Below are 21087 nucleotides of genomic sequence, written 5' to 3' on the forward strand. Positions count from 1 at the left end.
AGCTAACATATTCTCAAATTTACGGTCACATTGATTAGAATCGCTGTGCAACACTCGAATATGCTATATCCAATTTAATTTGGATGGCATTTTACTACAATTAATATCTATTAGGTGACAAAAATGAAAATTATGGCTATTTGTGGCTCAGGACTAGGCAGTAGTTTTATGGTGGAAATGAATATTAAAAAAGTCCTGAAGAAAATGAATATTGAGGCAGAGGTTGAACATTCTGACCTTTCATCTGCTACACCAGGGGCTGCTGATATTTTTGTAATGGCCAAGGATATTGCCGATAGTGCTAGCGTGCCCGCCAATCAGTTAGTGGTGATCAGCAATATTATCGATATTAATGAGCTCGAGGCCAAACTACGCGCCTACTTCGAAGCTCACTCCATCATTTAATCAAACCAATCGGCGAGGTGGATATGTTTATCCAAGAAACGCTCAAGTTTGTGGTTGATATACTAAAAGTGCCGGCAGTATTGGTTGGGGTTATTGCTCTGATTGGTTTGCTGGCGCAAAAGAAGTCATTTTCTGATGTGGTTAAGGGGACAGTTAAAACCATTCTGGGTTTTATTGTTCTCGGCGGTGGTGCTTCAGTTTTAGTGAGTTCACTGAATCCGTTGGGGGGCATGTTTGAACATGCATTCAACATTCAAGGCATTATTCCCAACAATGAAGCTATTGTATCTATTGCCTTGGAAAAATACGGTGCATCCACCGCATTGATTATGGCATTCGGGATGGTGGCTAATATCGTGGTAGCACGATTTACCCGGTTTAAATATATCTTCCTTACCGGCCATCATACTTTCTATATGGCTTGTATGATCGGTATTATCCTCACGGTAGCTGGTTTTGAAGGCGTAGCGCTGGTGTTTACCGGAGCACTGACCTTGGGGCTGGTGATGGCATTTTTCCCGGCGATTGCCCAGCGCTATATGCGCCGCATTACGGGTAATGATGATATCGCCTTTGGTCATTTCGGTACTTTGGGGTATGTGCTTGCGGGGTGGATCGGTTCGCGTGTGGGTAAAAACTCGCGCTCCACTGAAGAGATGAATCTTCCCAAGAACCTTAGCTTCTTGCGCGACAGTTCTATTTCCATCTCAATGACCATGATCATTATCTACATGATCCTGGCTATCTGCGCTGGTCAGGCTTATGTCGAACAGCAACTCAGTGGTGGGCAAAACTACCTGGTGTATTCCATTATCCAGGCGATCACCTTCGCTGCCGGGGTATTCATTATTTTGCAAGGGGTACGCTTGATCCTGGCGGAGATCGTTCCGGCCTTTACCGGTTTTTCGGAAAAACTGGTTCCTAATGCCCGCCCTGCATTGGACTGCCCAGTCGTTTATCCCTATGCCCCCAATGCTGTGCTGATTGGTTTCCTGTTCAGCTTCCTCGGTGGGTTGGTAGGGTTATTTCTGCTAGGACAAATGAAGATGGTGCTTATCCTGCCAGGTGTCGTGCCGCACTTCTTTACCGGCGCTACTGCCGGCGTTTTCGGTAATGCGACTGGAGGACGCCGTGGTGCCATGCTGGGGGCATTTGCCAATGGGCTTCTGATCACTTTCCTCCCCGTACTACTGTTGCCGGTACTCGGTGCTCTAGGTTTTGCCAATACCACTTTCTCTGACGCCGACTTCGGTGTGATCGGTATTGTATTGGGCAACATGGCACGCTTCCTGAGCAAAGAAATGATTATGGTGGTGGTGGTCGCTATTTTTGCACTGCTGGTTGCGCATAATTTTCTGGGGAATCGCAAAAGTGGTCCAGATAGCGAACCTGTCGAGAAATAAGCGAGGGTAGTTTGATGAGTAACACAATGACTCATAGTGGGGAATTACAGACGCTGGCACGTAGTATCCGTCTGGAAACGTTGAAAGCGCTTACTGGCCTTGGGTTTGGACACTATGGCGGATGTATGTCTGTAGTAGAAACCCTTGCAGTGCTGTATGGCGAAGTGATGCGTATCGATCCAGACAGGCCGGATTGGCCAGAACGCGATTACCTGGTGTTGTCAAAAGGGCATGCGGGACCTGCTCTGTATAGCGCCTTGGCGGTCAAAGGTTATTTCCCGCTGGATGAACTTAAAACGCTAAATCAGAATGGTACTCGGCTACCGAGCCATCCGGATCGTTTGCTGACGCGCGGTGTGGATGCCACGACCGGCTCGCTGGGGCAGGGAGTATCTATTGCTGCAGGCATGGCCCTTTCACATAAACTGGCGGAGCGGAGCAACCGGGTATTCTGCATTCTGGGGGATGGCGAGCTTAACGAAGGTCAGTGCTGGGAGGCTTTCCAGTTTATCGCCCACCATAACCTGCATAATCTGACGCTGTTTATTGATTACAACAAACAACAATTGGACGGCAGGCTTGATGAAGTTATTAAGCCCTTCGACCTGGCGGGTAAATTCCGCGCCTTCGGTTTTGAGGTACAAACCGTGCAGGGAGATGACATTCCGGCGATCCGTGACGCAGTACTACCCTTGCGTAGCGGGGAACAGCGGCCATTAATGGTGATCCTGGATAGTATCAAAGGGCAGGGTGTGGCCTATCTGGAGAGTCTGAAAAACTCGCATCATCTGCGTTTGACAGCGGATGTTAAGTTGGAAATTGAAAAAGCCATCACCGACCTGGAGGGTGCTCATGTTTAATGTAGCCACGCACTTGGAAAAAGACGGCATAGAAATGCGCAAGGTGTACGCCGGAATGATTCGTCAACAGATCGAGGCCGGTAAACCAGTTATTGCACTGGAGGCCGATCTGATGAGTTCAATGGCGATGGATGGCGTGCAGAAGGATCACCCACAGCACGTGATCAACTGCGGCATCATGGAGGCCAATGTCATTGGCGTCTCCGCCGGGCTTGCTTTGACCGGGCGGGTGCCCTTTGTTCACACTTTTAGCGCATTCGCCAGCCGTCGTTGTTTTGACCAGTTGTTTATGTCGCTGGATTATCAACGCAATAACGTCAAAGTGATCGCCTCTGATGCCGGAGTCAGCGCCTGTCATAACGGAGGCACTCATATGTCATTTGAGGATATGGGGACTGTGCGCGGCTTGGCCCACGCGGTGGTTCTGGAGGTGACCGACGCCACCATGTTTCAGGACATTCTGCAGCAATTAGTCGATCTGGAAGGGTTTTACTGGGTTCGCACCATCCGCAAACAGGCTACGCGGATTTATCAGGATGGTTCTCGTTTCACTATTGGTAAGGCTAATCTGCTGCGTGACGGTAGTGATATTACGCTTATCGCCAACGGGATCATGGTCGCCGAGGCGCTTAAAGCTGCACAGATGCTGGAACAGGAAGGCGTTAGCGCTGCGGTGATCGACATGTTCACACTCAAGCCGATCGATCGGGAGATCATTAAAACCTTTGCAGCTAAAACTGGCAAGATTATCACTTGTGAGAACCACAGTATCCATAACGGCCTGGGTTCGGCAGTGGCAGAGGTGGTGGTGGAGGAGTGCCCGGTTCCGATGCGGCGTGTCGGCGTTGAAGAACGCTACGGGCAAGTGGGAACACAGGAGTTTTTGCAACAGGAGTATGGCTTGACTGCAAAGCATATTCTCAAGGCGGCGCTTCAACTGCTATAGCCTAATGAGCTGATTGCACCACGGCGAGGCCCACCGTGGTGCAATCAGGCTATCAAGCTTCTGCCGCTTTGGCATCCGCTTGAGCTGCCTGGATCGCCGTCAGAGCAACGGTATACACGATATCGTCAACCAAGGCTCCACGAGACAGGTCGTTCACTGGCTTGCGCATGCCTTGCAACATTGGCCCGATAGAGACCAGATCGGCAGAGCGCTGTACTGCTTTATAAGTGGTATTACCGGTATTCAGATCCGGGAAGATAAATACTGTCGCTTTACCTGCAACCGGAGAGTTAGGCGCTTTGGATTTAGCAACATCGGCCATAATGGCAGCATCATACTGCAGTGGGCCATCGATGATCAGGTCCGGGCGTTTTTCCTGCGCCAGACGAGTTGCCTCACGCACTTTCTCAACGTCGCTACCTGCGCCAGAATTCCCGGTAGAGTAGGAGATCATCGCCACACGCGGTTCAATACCAAATGCAGCGGCAGAGTCGGCAGATTGGATGGCAATTTCAGACAGTTGCTCGGCAGTAGGATCCGGGTTGATCGCACAGTCCCCATAGACCAGAACTTGGTCCGGTAACAGCATGAAGAACACAGAAGATACCAAAGAGCTGCCCGGCGCAGTTTTGATCAACTGCAACGGTGGGCGAATGGTGTTAGCCGTGGTGTGAACGGCACCAGAAACCAGGCCGTCAACTTCGCCTTTTTCCAGCATCAGAGTACCGAGAACAACGTTATCTTCCAGCTGTTCGCGAGCAACTACTTCGGTCATACCCTTGCTCTTACGCAGTTCGACCAAGCGTGGCACATAGAGCTCTCTTACCGCGACGGGATCAACGATCTCGATGCCTTTGCCCAGTTCAATACCTTGTGCCGAGGCAACGCGTCTGATTTCATCCGGGTTACCCAGCAGCACGCACTCAGCGATGCCACGCTCGGCGCAAATGGTGGCGGCTTTGACAGTACGCGGTTCGTCACCTTCTGGCAGTACGATACGTTTGCCTGCTTTACGGGCCAATTCTGTCAATTCGTAACGGAAGGCTGGTGGAGACAAACGGCGTGAACGCTCAGAGGTGGCGGTCAGAGAGTCGATCCACTCAGTGTTGATATGGCTCGCTACGTAGTTCTGCACTTTCTCGATACGCTGGCTGTCGTCTGAAGGCACTTCAAGATTGAAGCTTTGCAGGCTTAGCGAGGTCTGCCAGGTATTGGTGTCAACCATGAAGACTGGTAGACCGGTTCCAAATGAGCGCTCGCACAGTTTTCTGATCGGCCCATCGATCTCATAGCCACCGGTTAACAGGATGGCACCGATTTCCACGCCGTTCATCGCAGCCAGACAGGCTGAAACCAATACGTCTGGACGATCTGCCGAGGTTACCAGCAGGGAACCAGGACGGAAGTGCTCCAACATATGTGGAATGCTGCGAGCACAGAAGGTCACGGATTTCACGCGGCGGGTCATAATGTCGCCTTCGTTGATCACTCGCGCTTTCAAGTGGCGCGCCATATCAATAGCTCGGGTAGCGATCAGATCGAAGCTCCACGGTACGCAACCCAGAACCGGCAGCGGGCTGTTGGCAAACAGCTGCGCGGGATCGACATTGGTCACGCTGGCCTTGGTGGAATCGTCAAAAATTTCAGACAGATCAGGACGAGTACGCCCCTGATCGTCCACTGGCGCGTTCAGCTTGTTGATAATCACGCCGGTAATATTCTTGTTCTTGCTGCCACCGAAGCTGTTGCGAGCAAGTTCGATACGCTCTTTCAACTGTGCAGGAGAATCATTGCCCAGCGCAATAACAAAGACGATTTCTGCATTCAGTGTTTTAGCGATCTCGTAGTTCAGCGCTGATGCAAACTGGTGTTTGCGAGTTGGCACCAGGCCTTCAATCAGCACTACTTCCGCATCTTTAGTGTTCTCGTGGTAACGTGCCACGATCTCTTCCATCAACACGTCCTGCTGGTTGGAGCTCAGCAAGCCTTCAACATAGCTCATACGTAGTGGCTCTGCCGCTGGAATGGTTGAGTTGCTGCGGATGATAGCGGTGGTTTGGTCCAGAGAGTCGCCGCCCGTGCGTGGTTGGGCAATCGGTTTGAACACGCTCAGGCGAACGCCTTTCTGCTCCATGGAGCGGATGACACCCAGGCTTACACTGGTCAGGCCGACACTGGTACCTGTGGGGATCAACATAATTGTACGTGACACAGAATAGTCCTCTTCACGATTGAAATGAGGTCGTAGCCAAAAATAATTGAAGTTGCAGCAACAGGTAAACGCATGTGCGGTTTCAACTATAAAGGCTAAAACAACACCGCCAGCCTTGGCTGACGGTGTGTAGAGTCTTTAAGCCGTCAGACGGCAAGCGTCTTGCGCGATAACCAGCTCTTCGTTGGTTGGGATCACCAGCGCAGGGCGGCTACCGTCCTTGGCGATGTTGCCTGATTTACCAAAACGGGCAGCCAGGTTACGCTCATGATCGATTTCGAAGCCAAGCAGGCCAAGTTTGTTCAGCGTCAACTCACGTACCAGCGCTGCGTTCTCACCAATGCCACCGGTAAAGATCACGGCATCAAGGCGGCCTTCCATCAATGCGCTGTAGGCACCAACGTATTTAGCTAAACGATGGCAGAATACGTCCATTGCACGCTTGGCGTCGGCTTTGGTGTCGTAGTTGTCTTCAACATAACGGCAATCGCTGGTCACTTCGGTTAACCCAAGTAGGCCGGACTCTTTGGTCAGCATCTTGTTGATCTGGTCCACGCTCATACCCATGGCATCGTGCAGATGGAAGATGATAGCTGGATCGATGTCACCGCTGCGGGTACCCATCACCAGGCCTTCCAGTGGTGTCAGCCCCATGGAAGTATCAACACTTTTACCGTTGCGAACGGCAGTAACGGAACCGCCGTTACCCAAGTGGCAGGTAATGATGTTAACTTCTTCAACTGGCTTGTTCAGCATCTTGGCCGCTTCTTGTGTGACATAGAAGTGGCTGGTGCCGTGTGCACCATAGCGGCGTACGCCATGATCGCGGTACAGGCTGTATGGCAGAGCATACAGATAAGACTCTTCCGGCATGGTCTGATGGAATGCGGTGTCGAACACGGCAACGTTTTTCTCAGCCAGATTCGGGAAGGATTTCAACGCTTCAGCAATACCAATCAGGTGAGCTGGGTTATGCAGTGGTGCAAAGGGGACTGAATCTTTGATACCCTGCAGGACTTCATCATCGATCACGGCTGAAGCGGTGAATTTCTCGCCACCGTGAACGATACGGTGACCGATAGCGGTCAACTGTGCGGAAAGCTCTGGTTTCTGTGCCAGAATAGTATTAACAATGAAATTCAGCGCTTCGCTGTGTGCTGCACCGGCACCCAGTGCCGCTTCTTGCTTAACGCCGTCCATTTTCCATTTGATACGGGCTTCAGGAAGGTGGAAGCATTCGGCCAGGCCAGAAAGATGTTCTTCACCGTTGATTGCATCAATGATAGCGAATTTCAGAGAAGAACTGCCGCAGTTAAGAACCAGTACTAGCTTACTCGACATGGAAGTACCTACTTGATAGTTCGTGTTGGTATGTGGAAGACCCAAAAACACGTGGTGAATAAATCGTCAATCAAACAACAAGCGTAGCGCATAATGCCGTTGACATTTATGATTAACATCATGTCAGTTAAAAGAAAGGCCATGATGATGAAAAAACCGATGATTTCTCTGTGGTTTAAGTAATCTATTTTCTCTCTACTCGATTTGAGGTTGCTGTGGTTTTCACAGCAACCTCAAATCGGATAGATAACGGACTAAAAAAGTTGACAGATCTTACGTCGTCTTCTACTAGCGGCCAAAAGGCCAGCTTAGGATACCGATAGCCTGCCGTAAACACAAAATAAATTTAAATATTCAACTTTTTTGTTGGTGTGTTTACGAAAATATTTAATTTTTATACGTGAAGTTGAGGTGAAAGCGATGACGAGCAGACCATCTGGTTCCGTAAGTTGGTTTCAAATATTCCAGCGTGGGCAGCACTATATGAAAACCTGGCCAGCAGACAAACGGCTGGCGTCAGTTTTCCCTGAAAACCGCGTCTCGCGGGCTACCCGTTTTGCCGTTCGCTTTATGCCCCCGCTGGCGATATTCACCCTTACCTGGCAAATCGCGCTGGGTGGCCAACTCGGCCCGGCGATTGCAACTGCGCTGTTCGCCTGCAGCCTGCCAATGCAGGGGCTGTGGTGGTTGGGCCGTCGCTCAGTCACTCCGTTGCCGCCTACTTTGCTGCAATGGTTTCATGAGATGCGCAACAAGCTTGCTGAGGCTGGGCAGGCCATGGCGCCGGTAGAGGGAGCTCCCACCTATCAGGCGCTTGCCGATGTGCTGAAACGTGCATTCAAGCAATTGGATAAGACCTTCCTCGATGACCTCTAAGTGCTAAATTGTCGGGGTTTAATAGGTTGTCGTGCAGCCGATAGCGTCATTAACCCCTGCCAAATCAAAGAAAGACCGAGTTGTTATTCCACCACACAATAAAGTCATGCGATGCTTTCGGCAATTTGCAGAACTGAGGAACATGAAATGGAAATGACTAATGCTCAAAGGCTGATCCTGTCCAATCAATACAAGATGATGACTATGCTCGATCCGGACAATGCCGAACGTTACCGCCGCTTGCAGACTATTATCGAGCGGGGTTTTGGTTTGCAAATGCGCGAACTTGATCGTGACTTTGGTGAGATGAGCGAAGAGGTTTGCCGTACCATTATCAATATTATGGAGATGCACCATGCGCTGCAGGTATCTTGGGAAAATCTCAAGGATCGGCAGGGGTTGGATGCGCGTCGTGTGGCGTTTCTGGGGTTTGATGCGGCAACCGAAGCGCGTTATCTGAGTTACGTGCGTTTCCTGGTCAGCACGGAAGGGCGTTATACGCATTTTGATTCTGGCAGTCATGGTTTTAATGCCCAAACCAAAATGTGGGAAAAGTACCAGCGTATGCTGGCAATCTGGCAATCCTGTCCGCGTCAATACCATCTGAGCGCCGTTGAAATTGCACAAATTATTAATGCATGATTGAACTGTAGAGGTTTGTAGTGGAATGTAAGGGTTTTCTGTTTGACCTTGATGGAACGCTGGTTGATTCATTACCAGCGGTAGAGCGAGCCTGGACTCACTGGGCGGAGCGTCATGGTATTCAATCAAATGAGGTGCTGGATTTTATCCACGGAAAGCAGGCCATCACTTCGCTGCGTCATTTTATGCCGGGTGCCACTGAAGCAGAAATTCAACATGAATTTGAATTGCTGGAACAGGCAGAATCGCAGGATACGGAAGGCGTCAGCGCGCTGCCTGGCGCACTGGATCTGCTGGAGCGGCTTACCGAGATGGGGATCCCCTGGGCGATAGTGACTTCCGGTTCTGTGCCGGTCGCCAATGCACGCCGCATTGCAGGCGGTTTGCCTAAGCCCGAAGTGTTCATTACATCTGAACTGGTTAAGCACGGTAAACCTCAGCCAGACGCTTATTTGCTAGGCGCTGAACGCCTTGGCTTCGCTCCGCAAGCTTGTGTTGTGGTTGAGGATGCCCCGGCAGGGATCCTTTCAGGCTTGGCAGCAGGCTGCCAGGTGATTGCGGTCAATGCGCCAGCGAATGCGCCAAAATTGGATCAGGTACACCTGAAGCTTTCGTCGCTGGCCCAGATCAAAGTCGTCAAAGTTGAACAGGGTGCACGCGTCGAAGTTGTTGCTTAATTGGTGTTTTCTTCCCCCAAATTGATTAGACCCCGCATGAGCGGGGTTTTTTTATGCTAATTTTTAAGGTTTGGAACACTACCGGATGACAGCGTTTTGAACAGCGAACTACTTTGGGTCTTACTTTTATTGTTTATAGCCATCGTGCTGTTTACAACCAATAAGCTACGCATGGATGTGGTGGCGCTGTTGGTGATCATTGCCTTCGTGCTGAGCGGCACCTTGAGCCTACAAGAGGCAACTGTAGGTTTTAGCGACCCTAACGTGATTTTGATTGCTGCATTATTTGTGATCGGGGAGGGGCTGGTAAGAACGGGAGTTGCCTATCAGGTAGGGGATTGGCTGGTGAAAGTGGCCGGCAGTAGTGAAACCAAAATGATGGCACTGCTCATGTTCACCGTCGCCGGGCTGGGTGCTTTCATGAGTTCTACCGGGGTGGTCGCCATTTTTATTCCCGTGGTATTAAGTGTTGCTGTGAGGATGAAGATTTCCCCTGGGCGTCTAATGATGCCTTTGAGCTTTGCGGGATTGATCAGCGGCATGATGACGCTGGTCGCTACGCCACCGAATATGGTGGTGAACAGTGAACTGGTGCGTGAAGGTATTGTCGGATTCGGTTTCTTTGGCGTCACGCCAATTGGCCTGGTGGTGTTACTGCTCGGGGTGGCCTACATGTTGGTTGCACGCCGTTGGCTGGGTGACAGCAGCAGTACGAAAACCAAAGTGACTTGGCAGCGCCGAACATTCCGCGATTTGATCCGTGACTACAAGTTAACCGGGCGTGCACGTCGTTTAGCCGTTCGTAGTGGTTCACCGTTAATTGGCCGCGCGCTGGATGAATTACACTTGCGGGCACGCTACGGTGCCAACGTTATTGGGATTGAGCGCTGGAAGCGTTTTCGTCGAGTCATGATCAGTGCCTTTGGTAGTACTGAACTTCGCGAAGGAGACGTACTGTTGATTGACATGTCGGATTGCGATATCGATCTGCGCGAGTTCTGTAGCGATCAACAGCTGGAACCCATGGTGCTGCGAGGTGAGTATTTCTCTGAACAGTCGCGTAACGTCGGTATGGCCGAAGTGTCGTTAATTCCTGACTCTGCGTTGTTGGGTAAAAGTGTGCGAGATGCCGGTTTCCGCAGCCGTTACGATCTCAACGTGGTGGGGATCCGCCGTCATGGTGAAGCGCTGACAGGCCGGTTGGTGGATGAGCCAATGGGGCTCGGGGATATCCTGCTGGTGATTGGCGACTGGAAAGCAATCCGTCAGTTACAGGCTAAAACGCGTGATTTCATTGTATTGAATTTGCCAGCCGAAGTAGATGAAGTCGCCCCAGCCATCAATCAGGCTCCGCACGCGCTGTTTTGTTTGGCGCTGATGGTGGCAATGATGCTGACCGACGAAATCCCTAATCCAATAGCCGCATTGATTGCCTGTCTTTTGATGGGACGCTTTCGCTGCATTGATATGGAAAGCGCCTACAAGGCTATTCACTGGCCAAGCATTATCCTGATCGTTGGTATGATGCCATTTGCACAGGCGTTGCAGAAAACCGGCGGGGTGGATTTGATCGTCCGGGGCCTGATGGATGTTGCTGGTGATGCCGGGCCGCGTGTGATGCTGGTTTGTCTTTTTGTGCTCTGCGCCAGTATCGGGCTGTTCATCTCTAACACTGCTACAGCCGTCTTGATGGCACCCATCGCCATCGCCGCAGCGCGGGAAATGGGTGTATCACCTTATCCGTTTGCCATGATAGTCGCGATTGCTGCCTCTGCTGCCTTTATGACCCCAGTATCATCACCGGTAAATACGTTGGTATTAGGACCGGGTAATTACAAGTTTGGCGATTTTGTGCGTATAGGGGTGCCGTTCACGGTGTTGGTGATGATGGTCAGCGTGGTGGTGGTGCCGTGGTTGTATGCGTTTTAAGGCCCGTAAACCGGGCCAATAATGTTCAAAGTGGTGAATCTATGCTGATCTCATCCAGCGACAGGCTGAAACTTGGGATAAATACCGCCATAAAATAATCCATTTCGAGGCTATGGCGCAGTTCGAGAGTTTTCTCGAGGCGGGCTTTAGCCAGTTTGAACTCATTATTTCCGTCAGAAAGCTCCTCCAGGCATTTCAGATAGGCGCAGAGAGCGTCTGCTTGCTTCACAATCAGTTTTTCGTCTTCGCTGTAGTAATGTTCGTCAAGGATAGGACGAAAATCGTTTTGTAACTCTTTTGGCAGCATCTCCAGCAGTTTCTGTTGGGCGATTTTTTCGATTTTCTTGTATTCGTGCGCAATCTGCGGATTGTAATACTTGATAGGCGTTGGCATATCCCCCGTAAGCACTTCGCTGGCATCATGGTACATAGCCAGCAGCGCTACGCGTTCAGCATTCAGATTGCCGTTAAACTTGCGGTTCTTGATCACTGCCAACGCGTGGGCAACAAAAGCGACTTGCAGACTGTGTTCTGAAACGTTTTCGGTGCGCACATTGCGCATCAACGGCCAGCGGCTGATCAGCTTCAAACGTGACAGATGGGCAAAAAAGTGGCTCTGGCTCATGGGGCTCTCTTTAGACAACGGCGAGTGTGCCATTATTGTGAGCAGTGGCGGTAGGTTATGCAAATCCAGATGTGCGGTGCAGGCGCAGCGAACTGCGCCACTATAACCTTGATACTTCAAATTACTTGGGTGTTGGCTGCGTTACTCGGCCCTTCGGAGCCTGCGCAAACGTTGTTCAAAACGCGTTGCCTTTTTCTGCAACTTGCATGCACTTGGGTATAAATATTATTGACTGTAGGTTTCGAGGAAACGCCCCAGTTTACCCACCGCCATTTCAAGTTCATCAACTCGGGGCAGGGTAACGATACGCACATGATCAGGATGCGGCCAGTTAAATGCGCTGCCTTGTACTAGCAGAACTTTTTCCTGCAACAGCAAATCCAACACCATCTTCTGGTCGTCACGAATGTTAAAACGCTTGGCGTCTATGCGCGGGAACATGTACAGCGCCCCCATCGGTTTGACGCAGGAAACACCGGGAATATCATTCAGCAATTGCCAAGTACGCTCGCGCTGTTCATACAGACGCCCACCCGGCTGGATAAATTCGCTGATGCTCTGATAACCCCCAAGTGCCGTTTGGATTGCATGCTGCATCGGCACGTTGGCGCACAGGCGCATGGAGGCCAGCATTTCCAAGCCTTCAATGTAACCTTTAGCATGCTTTTTAGGCCCATGGAGCACCATCCAACCCTGACGGAAACCGGCAACGCGATAGGTTTTTGACAAGCCATTGAACGTGACGGTCAGCAAATCTGGAGCCAGCGCCGCTATAGAATGATGTTCGGCATCGTCGTAGAGGATCTTGTCGTAAATTTCATCAGCAAAGATGATCAGATCATGTTGACGGGCGATCTCAACGATCTGTTCCAGCAATGCTTTGCTGTAGACCGCACCGGTTGGGTTATTCGGGTTGATAATCACAATCCCACGGGTCCGTGGTGTGATTTTGCTGCGGATGTCATCCAGATCTGGGAACCAGCCAGACTCTTCGTCACAAATATAATGCACAGCCTTACCGCTGGAGAGAGAAACTGCCGCTGTCCACAAAGGGTAGTCTGGCGCGGGTACCAGCATCTCGTCACCGACATTAAGCAGTGCCTGCATTGACTGCACGATCAGTTCGGATACGCCATTACCAATGTAGATATCCTCAACGGTCACATCACGCATGTTTCGCGCCTGGTAGTGCTGCATGATCGCCTTACGCGCTGAGTAAAGCCCTTTAGAGTCGCAGTAACCTTGTGCGGTGGGAAGATTACGAATGACATCAACCAGAATTTCATCAGGGGCTTCAAAACCGAACGGCGCTGGGTTACCGATGTTCAATTTGAGGACCTTATTGCCCTCTTCTTCAAGACGCTTAGCTTCTTTGAGCACTGGGCCGCGAATATCGTAGCAGACGTTGTCCAGCTTGCTGGATTTCTCAATGGGGGACATAGAACGTTGAGCCTTTTGCTTAGGTAGGTGGGTGTCCCTACCGTGGGACACCTCAATTCACTCAATGTACTCCTGGATGCCCTGATTTTGAAGGGGTATGCAAGGCTTTAGTGTAAACGAGCAGCCAACAGAGTTTTTAATGCGATTGAAATGCTGATGAAATAGAATTGTTGGGATTTTGTTTTTAAATTAATTGTTTTTTTGGGTTTTTTCTCTATTTTATGGCAGGTAAGCTGGCTTCATCTTGCAGCAGAAAAATCAGAATTTGTTGGCATTGAGTCAGGAGGGGAATAGACCTAGAATTGTAACAAAATGATAATGCGTGGATTATTGGATGGATGCTAATCACGGACAATACCACACTTTAGCTAATTGGGAATTGCATTAGATAAGCTTGAGCATGTGACTTAAGTTTTTTTTAATTCAGAATGATCTATTTCTTTAGTGAAAGTTCTTACTGTTTGAATTTATTAAATTAGCTAATAAATATACTGTACTTAAGTGACTTGGAGATGCAGGCAACAGGTGACAGAATGCTGACAAGCAAATGGTTTTTTAATAAAGTTGAACATTGTTTATACATCTATGCAGTGTGGCGCTGCAGCCCTTGTGGGTTGATACTTGCAAGTGGTTTGCAAGAGCAGATCAGTGAGGATACAACGGTTGTGCGTTGCAAAACGCTAACTTTGAGGGGGCGCAGATAAACAGCGAACAGATACTTTGAACAGCAACAGTAATAAAAACGTGGGAAATGCCATGCATTGTGAAGTACGATTTATGAAGAAAGTGCTGAGTTTCAACACTTATAATTATAGGTTCTTCTAAGTGTAAGCACTTTTCATTGTAATTTTCATCCACATCAATAAGCCTTTAAGATAGATAGTGGATAAAAAGCGATAGAGATAACGAATTATAAGTAATCTTTTTGCCCTCACCTTATGAGTGGGTTACTGTCGTGTCTGACGCTTGCACTCTTTGGCAACGTCTTGGAAATACACCAGGGTAGTTTGTAAATTAGAATTTAAAAAGTGAAGAAAACACTATGACAACTGCAAATCGTCCGATAATTAATCTCGACCTCGATCTGCTTAGAACTTTTGTAGCTGTTGCTGATTTGAACACCTTTGCGGCTGCGGCTGTCGCCGTGTGTCGTACCCAGTCAGCGGTCAGTCAACAAATGCAGCGGTTAGAGCAATTGGTTGGCAAAGAGTTGTTTGCACGCCATGGACGCAATAAATTATTAACCGAGCACGGTATCCAGCTCCTCAGTTACGCCAGGAAAATCCTGCGTTTCAATGATGAAGCCTGTACCTCACTGATGTTCAACAATATCAAGGGAGTTTTGTCTATAGGCGCTTCCGATGATAGTGCCGATACCATCCTTCCTTATCTACTCAACCGCGTGACGTCTGTTTATCCCAAGCTTGCGATTGATGTTCGAGTGAAGCGTAGCCCATTCATGGTCGATATGCTTAAGAACGGTGAAGTGGATTTGGCTATCACTACGGTGGATACCGAAGGGCATCCGCACATTGTTTTGCGCACGTCGCCAACGCTGTGGTATTGCGCAGCTGATTACCATTTCCAATCAGGAGAGCCTATCCCTCTGGTAGTGCTGGACGAGCCTAGCCCGTTCAGAGCTATGGCAATCAAACATCTTGACGCAGCTGGCATTGCCTGGCGTATCGCCTACTCAGCTTCAACATTATCCGCAGTACGTGCGGCGTGTAGGGCTGGTCTGGGGATTACTGCAAGGCCAATCGAGATGATGAGCCCAGATCTGCGAGTTCTGGGGACGGCAGAAGGTTTGCCGCCGCTTCCCGATACGCAATATGCGTTATGTAAAGATATGAAGTGCGAGAATGAGCTGGCAATGGCGATTTTCAGTGCGGTACAAAATGGTGGCGAGACTTACCATTTTGGTGCTGGTTCGTCAGTGACTGAAGAAGGCTCTTGCCTGATTGAAGAGGAAGAGTAACGCTCAATCAGTTTATCGTTTAAGCCCCTGCAATAGCAGGGGCTTTTTTGTTTGTACTGAGTAAAAACCATTACGAATTGGCAGGATAGATTGGTGAATATGCGCTAATAGAGTGTTGGGGCTGAATTTTGCATGAAAGCGCCATTTATTTCACTTTTATTTGTGAGTGCACACAGTGTCAGTTTTGGTAAATTCAATCTGTATGTTTTTTATGCAATGATAACAGCCAGTAAAGAGCCTGGAGTCAGCAGGGCTATTTTGGTATTTTGAGGAAGCCTTTTCATCTACAATTGAAAAAATTGTTAAACAGCTGCACTTTATTTGAAGCTTTATGCCAAAAACGTGTTCTGGATCAAAAAAATACCCCTAGGTAGTGAGTGGAACAACAGGCAAATCCTGAGACAATGGTATGGTAAAACTGAAATATGCACATTGGTTTATATCTTTCTGTTTCTGCACTGTAATTGACTGACACGATTTAGCCTCTGCTGGCGCATCATATGTTAATCAAATAATTCATATGTAAACTAATGTGTAGATTCTTTTGTCAAAGTTGACAAAAGGTTATAGATAGGAGTAAAAAGCCCACAGTAAAACGCTGCCTAACTCTCTGTAAAAGCAGTACGTTTGTGTGGTTATTTATCCTTCCCTTAAATCGATGTGGTGCACTGACTGCCAGTAACAAGAGCAGAGCGTTCGACGCCACTTTTGATGAGTAAGCATAGAGTATGTCTACAACCACTGAAGTTATCGCTCATCACTGGGCGTTCGCCGTATTTCTCGTATTGGCTATCGGGCTTTGTGGCTTCATGCTGCTAGGTGCGTTCTTTCTGGGCGGGAGAGCCCGGGCTCGTGCTAAAAACACCCCCTATGAATCTGGGATCGACTCGGTTGGTTCGGCGCGTATGCGTCTTTCTGCCAAGTTTTACCTGGTCGCCATGTTCTTCGTTATTTTCGACGTTGAAGCTTTATACCTGTATGCCTGGTCGGTCTCTATTCGTGAGAGCGGTTGGGTAGGCTTTATCGAAGCCGCCATTTTCATTTTGGTGTTATTGGCTGGGTTGGTTTATCTGGTGCGCATTGGTGCATTGGATTGGACTCCGGTGCGCTCCAGGCGCCTGAGCAAACCAGGCACAATCAAGAACGCAAGCAACAGTCATCCGCAGTAACAGCGAGGCATTAAGATGGACTATACGCTCACCCGCATAGACCCGAACGGTGAGAATGACCGTTATCCCCTGCAAAAACAGGAGATCGTTGGTGATCCCCTTGAGCAGCAGGTTCACCGTACGGTTTACATGGGTAAACTCGAACATGCTTTGCATGACATGGTGAACTGGGGGCGTAAAAACTCTCTCTGGCCGTATAACTTCGGCCTTTCGTGCTGTTATGTGGAAATGGTGACTTCGTTTACCGCCGTACACGACGTGGCACGCTTTGGTGCGGAAGTCTTGCGTGCTTCCCCGCGCCAGGCAGACTTCATGGTGGTTGCAGGTACCTGCTTTACCAAGATGGCTCCGGTTATTCAGCGCCTGTATGAACAGATGTTGGAGCCCAAGTGGGTTATATCAATGGGAGCCTGTGCCAACTCCGGCGGTATGTACGACATTTACTCAGTCGTGCAGGGTGTAGATAAATTTTTGCCGGTTGATGTGTATATCCCAGGCTGCCCACCGCGTCCGGAAGCTTACATGCAGGCTCTGCTGCTCCTGCAGGAGTCCATCGGCAAAGAACGCCGTCCGCTGTCTTGGGTTGTGGGCGATCAGGGCGTTTACCGTGCCAATATGCAGTCTGAGAAAGAACGTAAGCACGCCGAGCGTATTGCGGTAACCAACCTGCGGTCGCCTGATGAGATTTAAGACGTTCATATAACGTCCATCTTAGTGCGCTATTGGTTAACACAGCGAAAGTTGAACTTGCGGCGAAATGACCCTTTAGTGTGGTGAAAAAAATTATGACAGATTTAACGACGCACGAAGCCCTGCCAGCCTGGCATACCCGTGATCATCTTGATGATCCGGTGATCGGTGAACTGCGCAACCGTTTTGGGCCGGAAGCCTTTACTGTTCAGCCCACCCGTACCGGGATGCCAGTGGTGTGGGTAAAGCCTGACCAGTTGCTGGAAGTAATGACGTTTCTGAGAAAACAGCCGAAGCCTTACGTCATGCTGTTTGACCTGCATGGCGTTGACGAGCGTCTTCGCACTCATCGCCAGGGTTTGCCTGCTGCTGATTTTTCCGTTTTCTATCATCTGATTTCCATCGAACGTAACCGTGACATCATGCTGAAAGTGGCGCTGTCTGAAAAAGACCTGCACGTGCCCACAGCAACCAAAGTGTTTCCGAATGCCAACTGGTATGAGCGCGAAACCTGGGAAATGTTCGGTATCACCTTTGATGGGCACCCCCACCTGACGCGTATCATGATGCCGCAGAGCTGGGAAGGACACCCGCTACGTAAAGATTACCCGGCGCGCGCTACCGAGTTCGATCCTTTTGTGTTGACCAAGCAGAAAGAAGATCTCGAAATGGAGTCGCTGAAGTTCAAGCCTGAAGAGTGGGGCATGAAGCGTGGCACCGAGAACGAGGACTTCATGTTCCTGAACCTCGGTCCAAACCACCCGTCTTCGCACGGTGCGTTTCGTATTATTCTTCAACTGGATGGCGAAGAGATCGTCGACTGTGTGCCTGATGTGGGTTACCACCACCGTGGTGCAGAGAAGATGGGCGAACGTCAATCTTGGCACAGCTTTATTCCTTATACCGACCGGATCGAGTATCTCGGCGGCTGTGTGAACGAAATGCCGTACGTTCTGGCGGTTGAGAAACTGGCCGGGATCGTGGTGCCGGATCGTGTCAATACCATCCGTGTGATGCTCTCTGAACTGTTCCGCATCAACAGCCATCTGCTCTACATCAGTACTTTTATCCAGGACGTGGGGGCCATGACCCCAGTGTTCTTCGCCTTTACCGATCGTCAGAAAGTATATGATGTGGTGGAAGCAATTACCGGCTTCCGTATGCACCCAGCCTGGTTCCGTATTGGTGGTGTGGCACATGACCTGCCGCGTGGTTGGGACCGCTTGTTACGCGATTTCCTCGATTGGATGCCTAAGCGTATCGATTCCTATGTTAAGGCTGCGCTGCAAAACACCATTCTGAAAGGTCGTTCTGTCGGCGTGGCGTCTTACAATGCTAAAGAAGCGCTTGAATGGGGAGTCACCGGTGCTGGGCTACGTGCAACCGGTATCGAGTTTGACGTGCGTAAATGGCGCCCGTATTCCGGTTACGAAAACTTCGATTTTGAAGTGCCAGTCGGCGATGGCAACAGCGATTGCTACACCCGCGTGATGCTGAAAGTGGAAGAGTTGCGTCAAAGCCTGCGTATTTTGGAACAGTGCCTGAATAATATGCCTGAGGGCCCATTCAAGGCCGATCATCCATTGACCACGCCGCCGCCTAAAGAGCGCACGCTGCAGCATATTGAAACGCTGATCACCCACTTCCTTCAGGTTTCCTGGGGCCCGGTGATGCCAGCCAATGAATCATTCCAGATGGTTGAAGCCACTAAAGGGATTAACAGCTACTACCTGACCAGTGACGGCAGCACCATGAGCTATCGCACCAGGATACGTACGCCAAGCTATGCACACCTGCAGCAAATCCCTGCGGTTATTCGTGGCAGCCTGGTTTCGGACCTGATCGTCTATCTGGGTAGTATCGATTTTGTAATGTCAGATGTGGACCGCTAACTATGCATGATCTTAAAGATAATCACGCAGTCAACGATGCGCTTGAGCAGACCAATGCAGCCGCTCCCCTGAGCGGCGCTGATGCATTTGTGCTGAGCGTGGAAGAACGTGATGCGATCGAGCATGAAAAGCATCATTACGAGGATCCGCGCGCAGCTTCCATCGAAGCACTGAAAATTGTGCAGAAGCAACGTGGTTGGGTTCCGGATGGCGCAATTCATGCTATCGCAGAAGTGCTGGGCATACCTGCCAGTGACGTAGAAGGCGTGGCCACGTTCTACAGCCAGATTTACCGCCAGCCTGTGGGGCGCCATGTGATCCGTTATTGTGATAGCGTTGTTTGTCACATTACTGGCTATCAGGGCGTTCAGGCTGCCTTGGAAAAGAAACTCAACATCAAGCCAGGCCAAACCACCTTCGATGGTCGTTTTACGCTGCTGCCAACCTGTTGTCTGGGTAACTGTGATAAAGGACCGAGCATGATGATCGATGAAGATACTCATGAGCGGCTGACACCAGAAAACGCAGTTGAACTGTTGGAGCGGTATAAATGATGATTGATATCAAACGTACTGCCGAAATGCACCCGCTTACGTGGCGTTTGCGGGATGACAACCAGCCAGTCTGGCTTGATGAGTATCGCAGCAAAAATGGTTATCAGGGCGCAGAAAATGCCCTCAAAGGTATGGCACCTGACGAGATCGTCAACCTGGTAAAAGACGCCGGGCTGAAAGGCCGCGGTGGTGCAGGGTTCTCTACCGGTTTGAAGTGGAGCCTGATGCCAAAAGATGAGTCCATGAACATCCGTTATCTGCTGTGTAATGCCGATGAAATGGAACCAGGCACCTATAAAGACCGTTTACTGATGGAGCAACTGCCGCATCTGTTGGTTGAGGGGATGTTGATCTCGGCATTCGCGTTGAAAGCCTACCGTGGTTACATCTTCCTGCGCGGTGAATACGTTGAAGCTGCCGTGCACCTGCGTCGTGCGATTGCTGAAGCGACGGAAGCTGGCTTGCTGGGTAAAAATATACTTGGCAGCGGTTTCGATTTAGAACTGTTTGTTCACACCGGCGCTGGCCGCTATATCTGTGGTGAAGAAACAGCACTGATCAATTCGCTCGAAGGCCGCCGAGCCAACCCGCGTTCAAAACCTCCTTTCCCTGCATCTTCAGGGGTGTGGGGCAAGCCTACTTGTGTTAACAACGTTGAAACCCTGTGTAACGTACCCGCCATCCTTGAACATGGTTCTGACTGGTACAAAGGGATTTCTGCCGGTAAGAGTAACGATGCCGGTACCAAACTTATGGGCTTCTCTGGTCGGGTGAAAAATCCTGGCGTTTGGGAACTGCCATTTGGTATTACCGCACGTGAAATTTTAGAAGATTACGCTGGTGGCATGCGTGACGGCCTGAGATTCAAAGCCTGGCAGCCGGGTGGGGCTGGTACAGATTTCCTGACAGCCGATCATCTGGATCTGCCAATGGACTTTGAGAGCATTGGCAAGGCGGGTAGCCGTTTGGGCACCGCGCTGGCAATGGCGGTGGATCACGAAATCGGCATGGTTCCTCTGGTGCGTAATCTGGAGGAGTTCTTTGCCCGTGAGTCCTGTGGCTGGTGTACACCGTGTCGCGACGGCTTGCCTTGGAGTGTGAAGATCCTGCGTGCGTTGGAGAGAGGGGAAGGCCAACCGGGGGATATTGAAACCCTCGAGCACCTATGCCGCGCTCTTGGCCCAGGCAAGACATTTTGCGCCCATGCGCCAGGTGCCGTAGAGCCACTGCAAAGCGCGATTAAATATTTCCGTGATGAGTTTGAAGCCGGTATCTCCCCGCAGTATTTGGGCAATACCCAGGCGATTGGCGGCATTCAGCCAAACAACTTGTTGAAGCAACGCTGGTAACCCCCGCTTTGCCTGGGAGCTGTGAGCGCACCCAGAAACACGGCCAGAATTTTTGATTAATGCCTGCCGTATGGCAGGTCACTTGGAAGCATGCTGACT

General features: G+C 50.1%; 18 protein-coding genes. 14 read left to right on the forward strand and 4 right to left on the reverse strand.

All coding sequences use genetic code 11. The annotated features are described in order from the left end of the window. Positions 1 to 123: 123 nt before the first annotated feature. The 4 genes from SAQUA_RS08650 to SAQUA_RS08665 are packed head-to-tail and all read left to right on the forward strand — an operon-like array spanning position 124 to position 3614. Positions 124 to 405, forward strand: a complete 282-nt coding sequence (locus SAQUA_RS08650; RefSeq protein WP_380672614.1) for a PTS sugar transporter subunit IIB — start codon at positions 124 to 126, stop codon at positions 403 to 405. A 23-nt stretch (positions 406 to 428) separates the two neighbouring features. Then, entirely contained in the window at positions 429 to 1808 is a 1380-nt protein-coding gene (locus SAQUA_RS08655) for a PTS ascorbate transporter subunit IIC (RefSeq protein WP_380672616.1), read from the forward strand. Positions 1809 to 1822: 14 nt separating this feature from the next. Then, positions 1823 to 2668, forward strand: a complete 846-nt coding sequence (locus tag SAQUA_RS08660; protein WP_380672618.1) for a transketolase — start codon at positions 1823 to 1825, stop codon at positions 2666 to 2668. Then, complete coding sequence (locus SAQUA_RS08665; protein ID WP_380672620.1) at positions 2661 to 3614, forward strand: transketolase family protein; 954 nt, start codon at positions 2661 to 2663, stop codon at positions 3612 to 3614. The genes SAQUA_RS08660 and SAQUA_RS08665 overlap by 8 nt, the downstream gene beginning before the upstream one ends. Before the next feature lie 52 nt (positions 3615 to 3666). On the opposite strand, the gene pta is transcribed toward SAQUA_RS08665, so the two are convergent. Together pta and ackA are read right to left on the reverse strand one after the other, a co-directional pair. After that, positions 3667 to 5811 (reverse strand): phosphate acetyltransferase, encoded by a 2145-nt coding sequence (pta, locus tag SAQUA_RS08670; RefSeq protein WP_380673620.1) that lies wholly within the window; start codon positions 5809 to 5811, stop codon positions 3667 to 3669. A 153-nt stretch (positions 5812 to 5964) separates the two neighbouring features. Then, on the reverse strand, positions 5965 to 7167 hold the full coding sequence (ackA, locus tag SAQUA_RS08675) for an acetate kinase (protein WP_380672622.1): 1203 nt from the start codon (positions 7165 to 7167) through the stop codon (positions 5965 to 5967). A 420-nt stretch (positions 7168 to 7587) separates the two neighbouring features. Here ackA and yfbV point away from each other — a divergent pair, with 420 nt between their 5' ends. The 4 genes from yfbV to SAQUA_RS08695 all read left to right on the forward strand — a co-directional run bounded on the left by yfbV (position 7588) and on the right by SAQUA_RS08695 (position 11291). Continuing rightward, positions 7588 to 8043, forward strand: coding sequence for a terminus macrodomain insulation protein YfbV (gene yfbV, locus SAQUA_RS08680; protein WP_380672624.1), 456 nt, complete (start codon positions 7588 to 7590; stop codon positions 8041 to 8043). A 147-nt stretch (positions 8044 to 8190) separates the two neighbouring features. After that, entirely contained in the window at positions 8191 to 8685 is a 495-nt protein-coding gene (locus tag SAQUA_RS08685) for a YfbU family protein (protein WP_380672626.1), read from the forward strand. 20 nt (positions 8686 to 8705) lie between these two features. Beyond that, entirely contained in the window at positions 8706 to 9362 is a 657-nt protein-coding gene (locus tag SAQUA_RS08690; protein ID WP_380672628.1) for a sugar phosphatase, read from the forward strand. A gap of 96 nt (positions 9363 to 9458) precedes the next feature. Next, positions 9459 to 11291 (forward strand): SLC13 family permease, encoded by a 1833-nt coding sequence (locus SAQUA_RS08695; RefSeq protein ID WP_380672630.1) that lies wholly within the window; start codon positions 9459 to 9461, stop codon positions 11289 to 11291. A gap of 25 nt (positions 11292 to 11316) precedes the next feature. Here the strand turns inward: SAQUA_RS08695 and yfbR are convergent, their stop codons facing one another. Next, positions 11317 to 11916 (reverse strand): 5'-deoxynucleotidase, encoded by a 600-nt coding sequence (gene yfbR, locus SAQUA_RS08700; RefSeq protein WP_380672632.1) that lies wholly within the window; start codon positions 11914 to 11916, stop codon positions 11317 to 11319. A 225-nt stretch (positions 11917 to 12141) separates the two neighbouring features. After that, the gene (locus SAQUA_RS08705) at positions 12142 to 13356 is read right to left on the reverse strand and encodes a pyridoxal phosphate-dependent aminotransferase (protein ID WP_380672634.1); all 1215 of its coding nucleotides are present in this window, start codon (positions 13354 to 13356) and stop codon (positions 12142 to 12144) included. 1042 nt (positions 13357 to 14398) lie between these two features. Between SAQUA_RS08705 and lrhA the strand changes: the two genes are divergently transcribed. The 6 genes from lrhA to nuoF all read left to right on the forward strand — a co-directional run bounded on the left by lrhA (position 14399) and on the right by nuoF (position 20988). Continuing rightward, complete coding sequence (gene lrhA, locus SAQUA_RS08710) at positions 14399 to 15334, forward strand: transcriptional regulator LrhA (protein WP_380672636.1); 936 nt, start codon at positions 14399 to 14401, stop codon at positions 15332 to 15334. Between the two features lie 728 nt (positions 15335 to 16062). Beyond that, positions 16063 to 16503: an NADH-quinone oxidoreductase subunit A gene (locus SAQUA_RS08715; protein WP_380672638.1), complete on the forward strand. Its 441-nt coding sequence runs from the start codon at positions 16063 to 16065 to the stop codon at positions 16501 to 16503. Positions 16504 to 16518: 15 nt separating this feature from the next. Further along, entirely contained in the window at positions 16519 to 17193 is a 675-nt protein-coding gene (locus tag SAQUA_RS08720) for a NuoB/complex I 20 kDa subunit family protein (protein WP_380672640.1), read from the forward strand. A 95-nt stretch (positions 17194 to 17288) separates the two neighbouring features. After that, a complete protein-coding gene (gene nuoC / locus SAQUA_RS08725; RefSeq protein ID WP_380672642.1) occupies positions 17289 to 19085 on the forward strand; it encodes an NADH-quinone oxidoreductase subunit C/D in 1797 nt (598 codons plus the stop codon). Between the two features lie 2 nt (positions 19086 to 19087). Continuing rightward, entirely contained in the window at positions 19088 to 19639 is a 552-nt protein-coding gene (gene nuoE, locus SAQUA_RS08730; protein ID WP_380672644.1) for an NADH-quinone oxidoreductase subunit NuoE, read from the forward strand. Next, the gene (nuoF, locus tag SAQUA_RS08735) at positions 19636 to 20988 is read left to right on the forward strand and encodes an NADH-quinone oxidoreductase subunit NuoF (RefSeq protein ID WP_380672646.1); all 1353 of its coding nucleotides are present in this window, start codon (positions 19636 to 19638) and stop codon (positions 20986 to 20988) included. Before nuoE ends, nuoF begins: the two co-directional genes overlap by 4 nt. Positions 20989 to 21087: the final 99 nt, after the last annotated feature.

It is taken from the genome of Serratia aquatilis (genome assembly GCF_044865145.1).
In the GTDB taxonomy this organism is placed as follows: Bacteria; Pseudomonadota; Gammaproteobacteria; order Enterobacterales; family Enterobacteriaceae; genus Chania; species Chania aquatilis.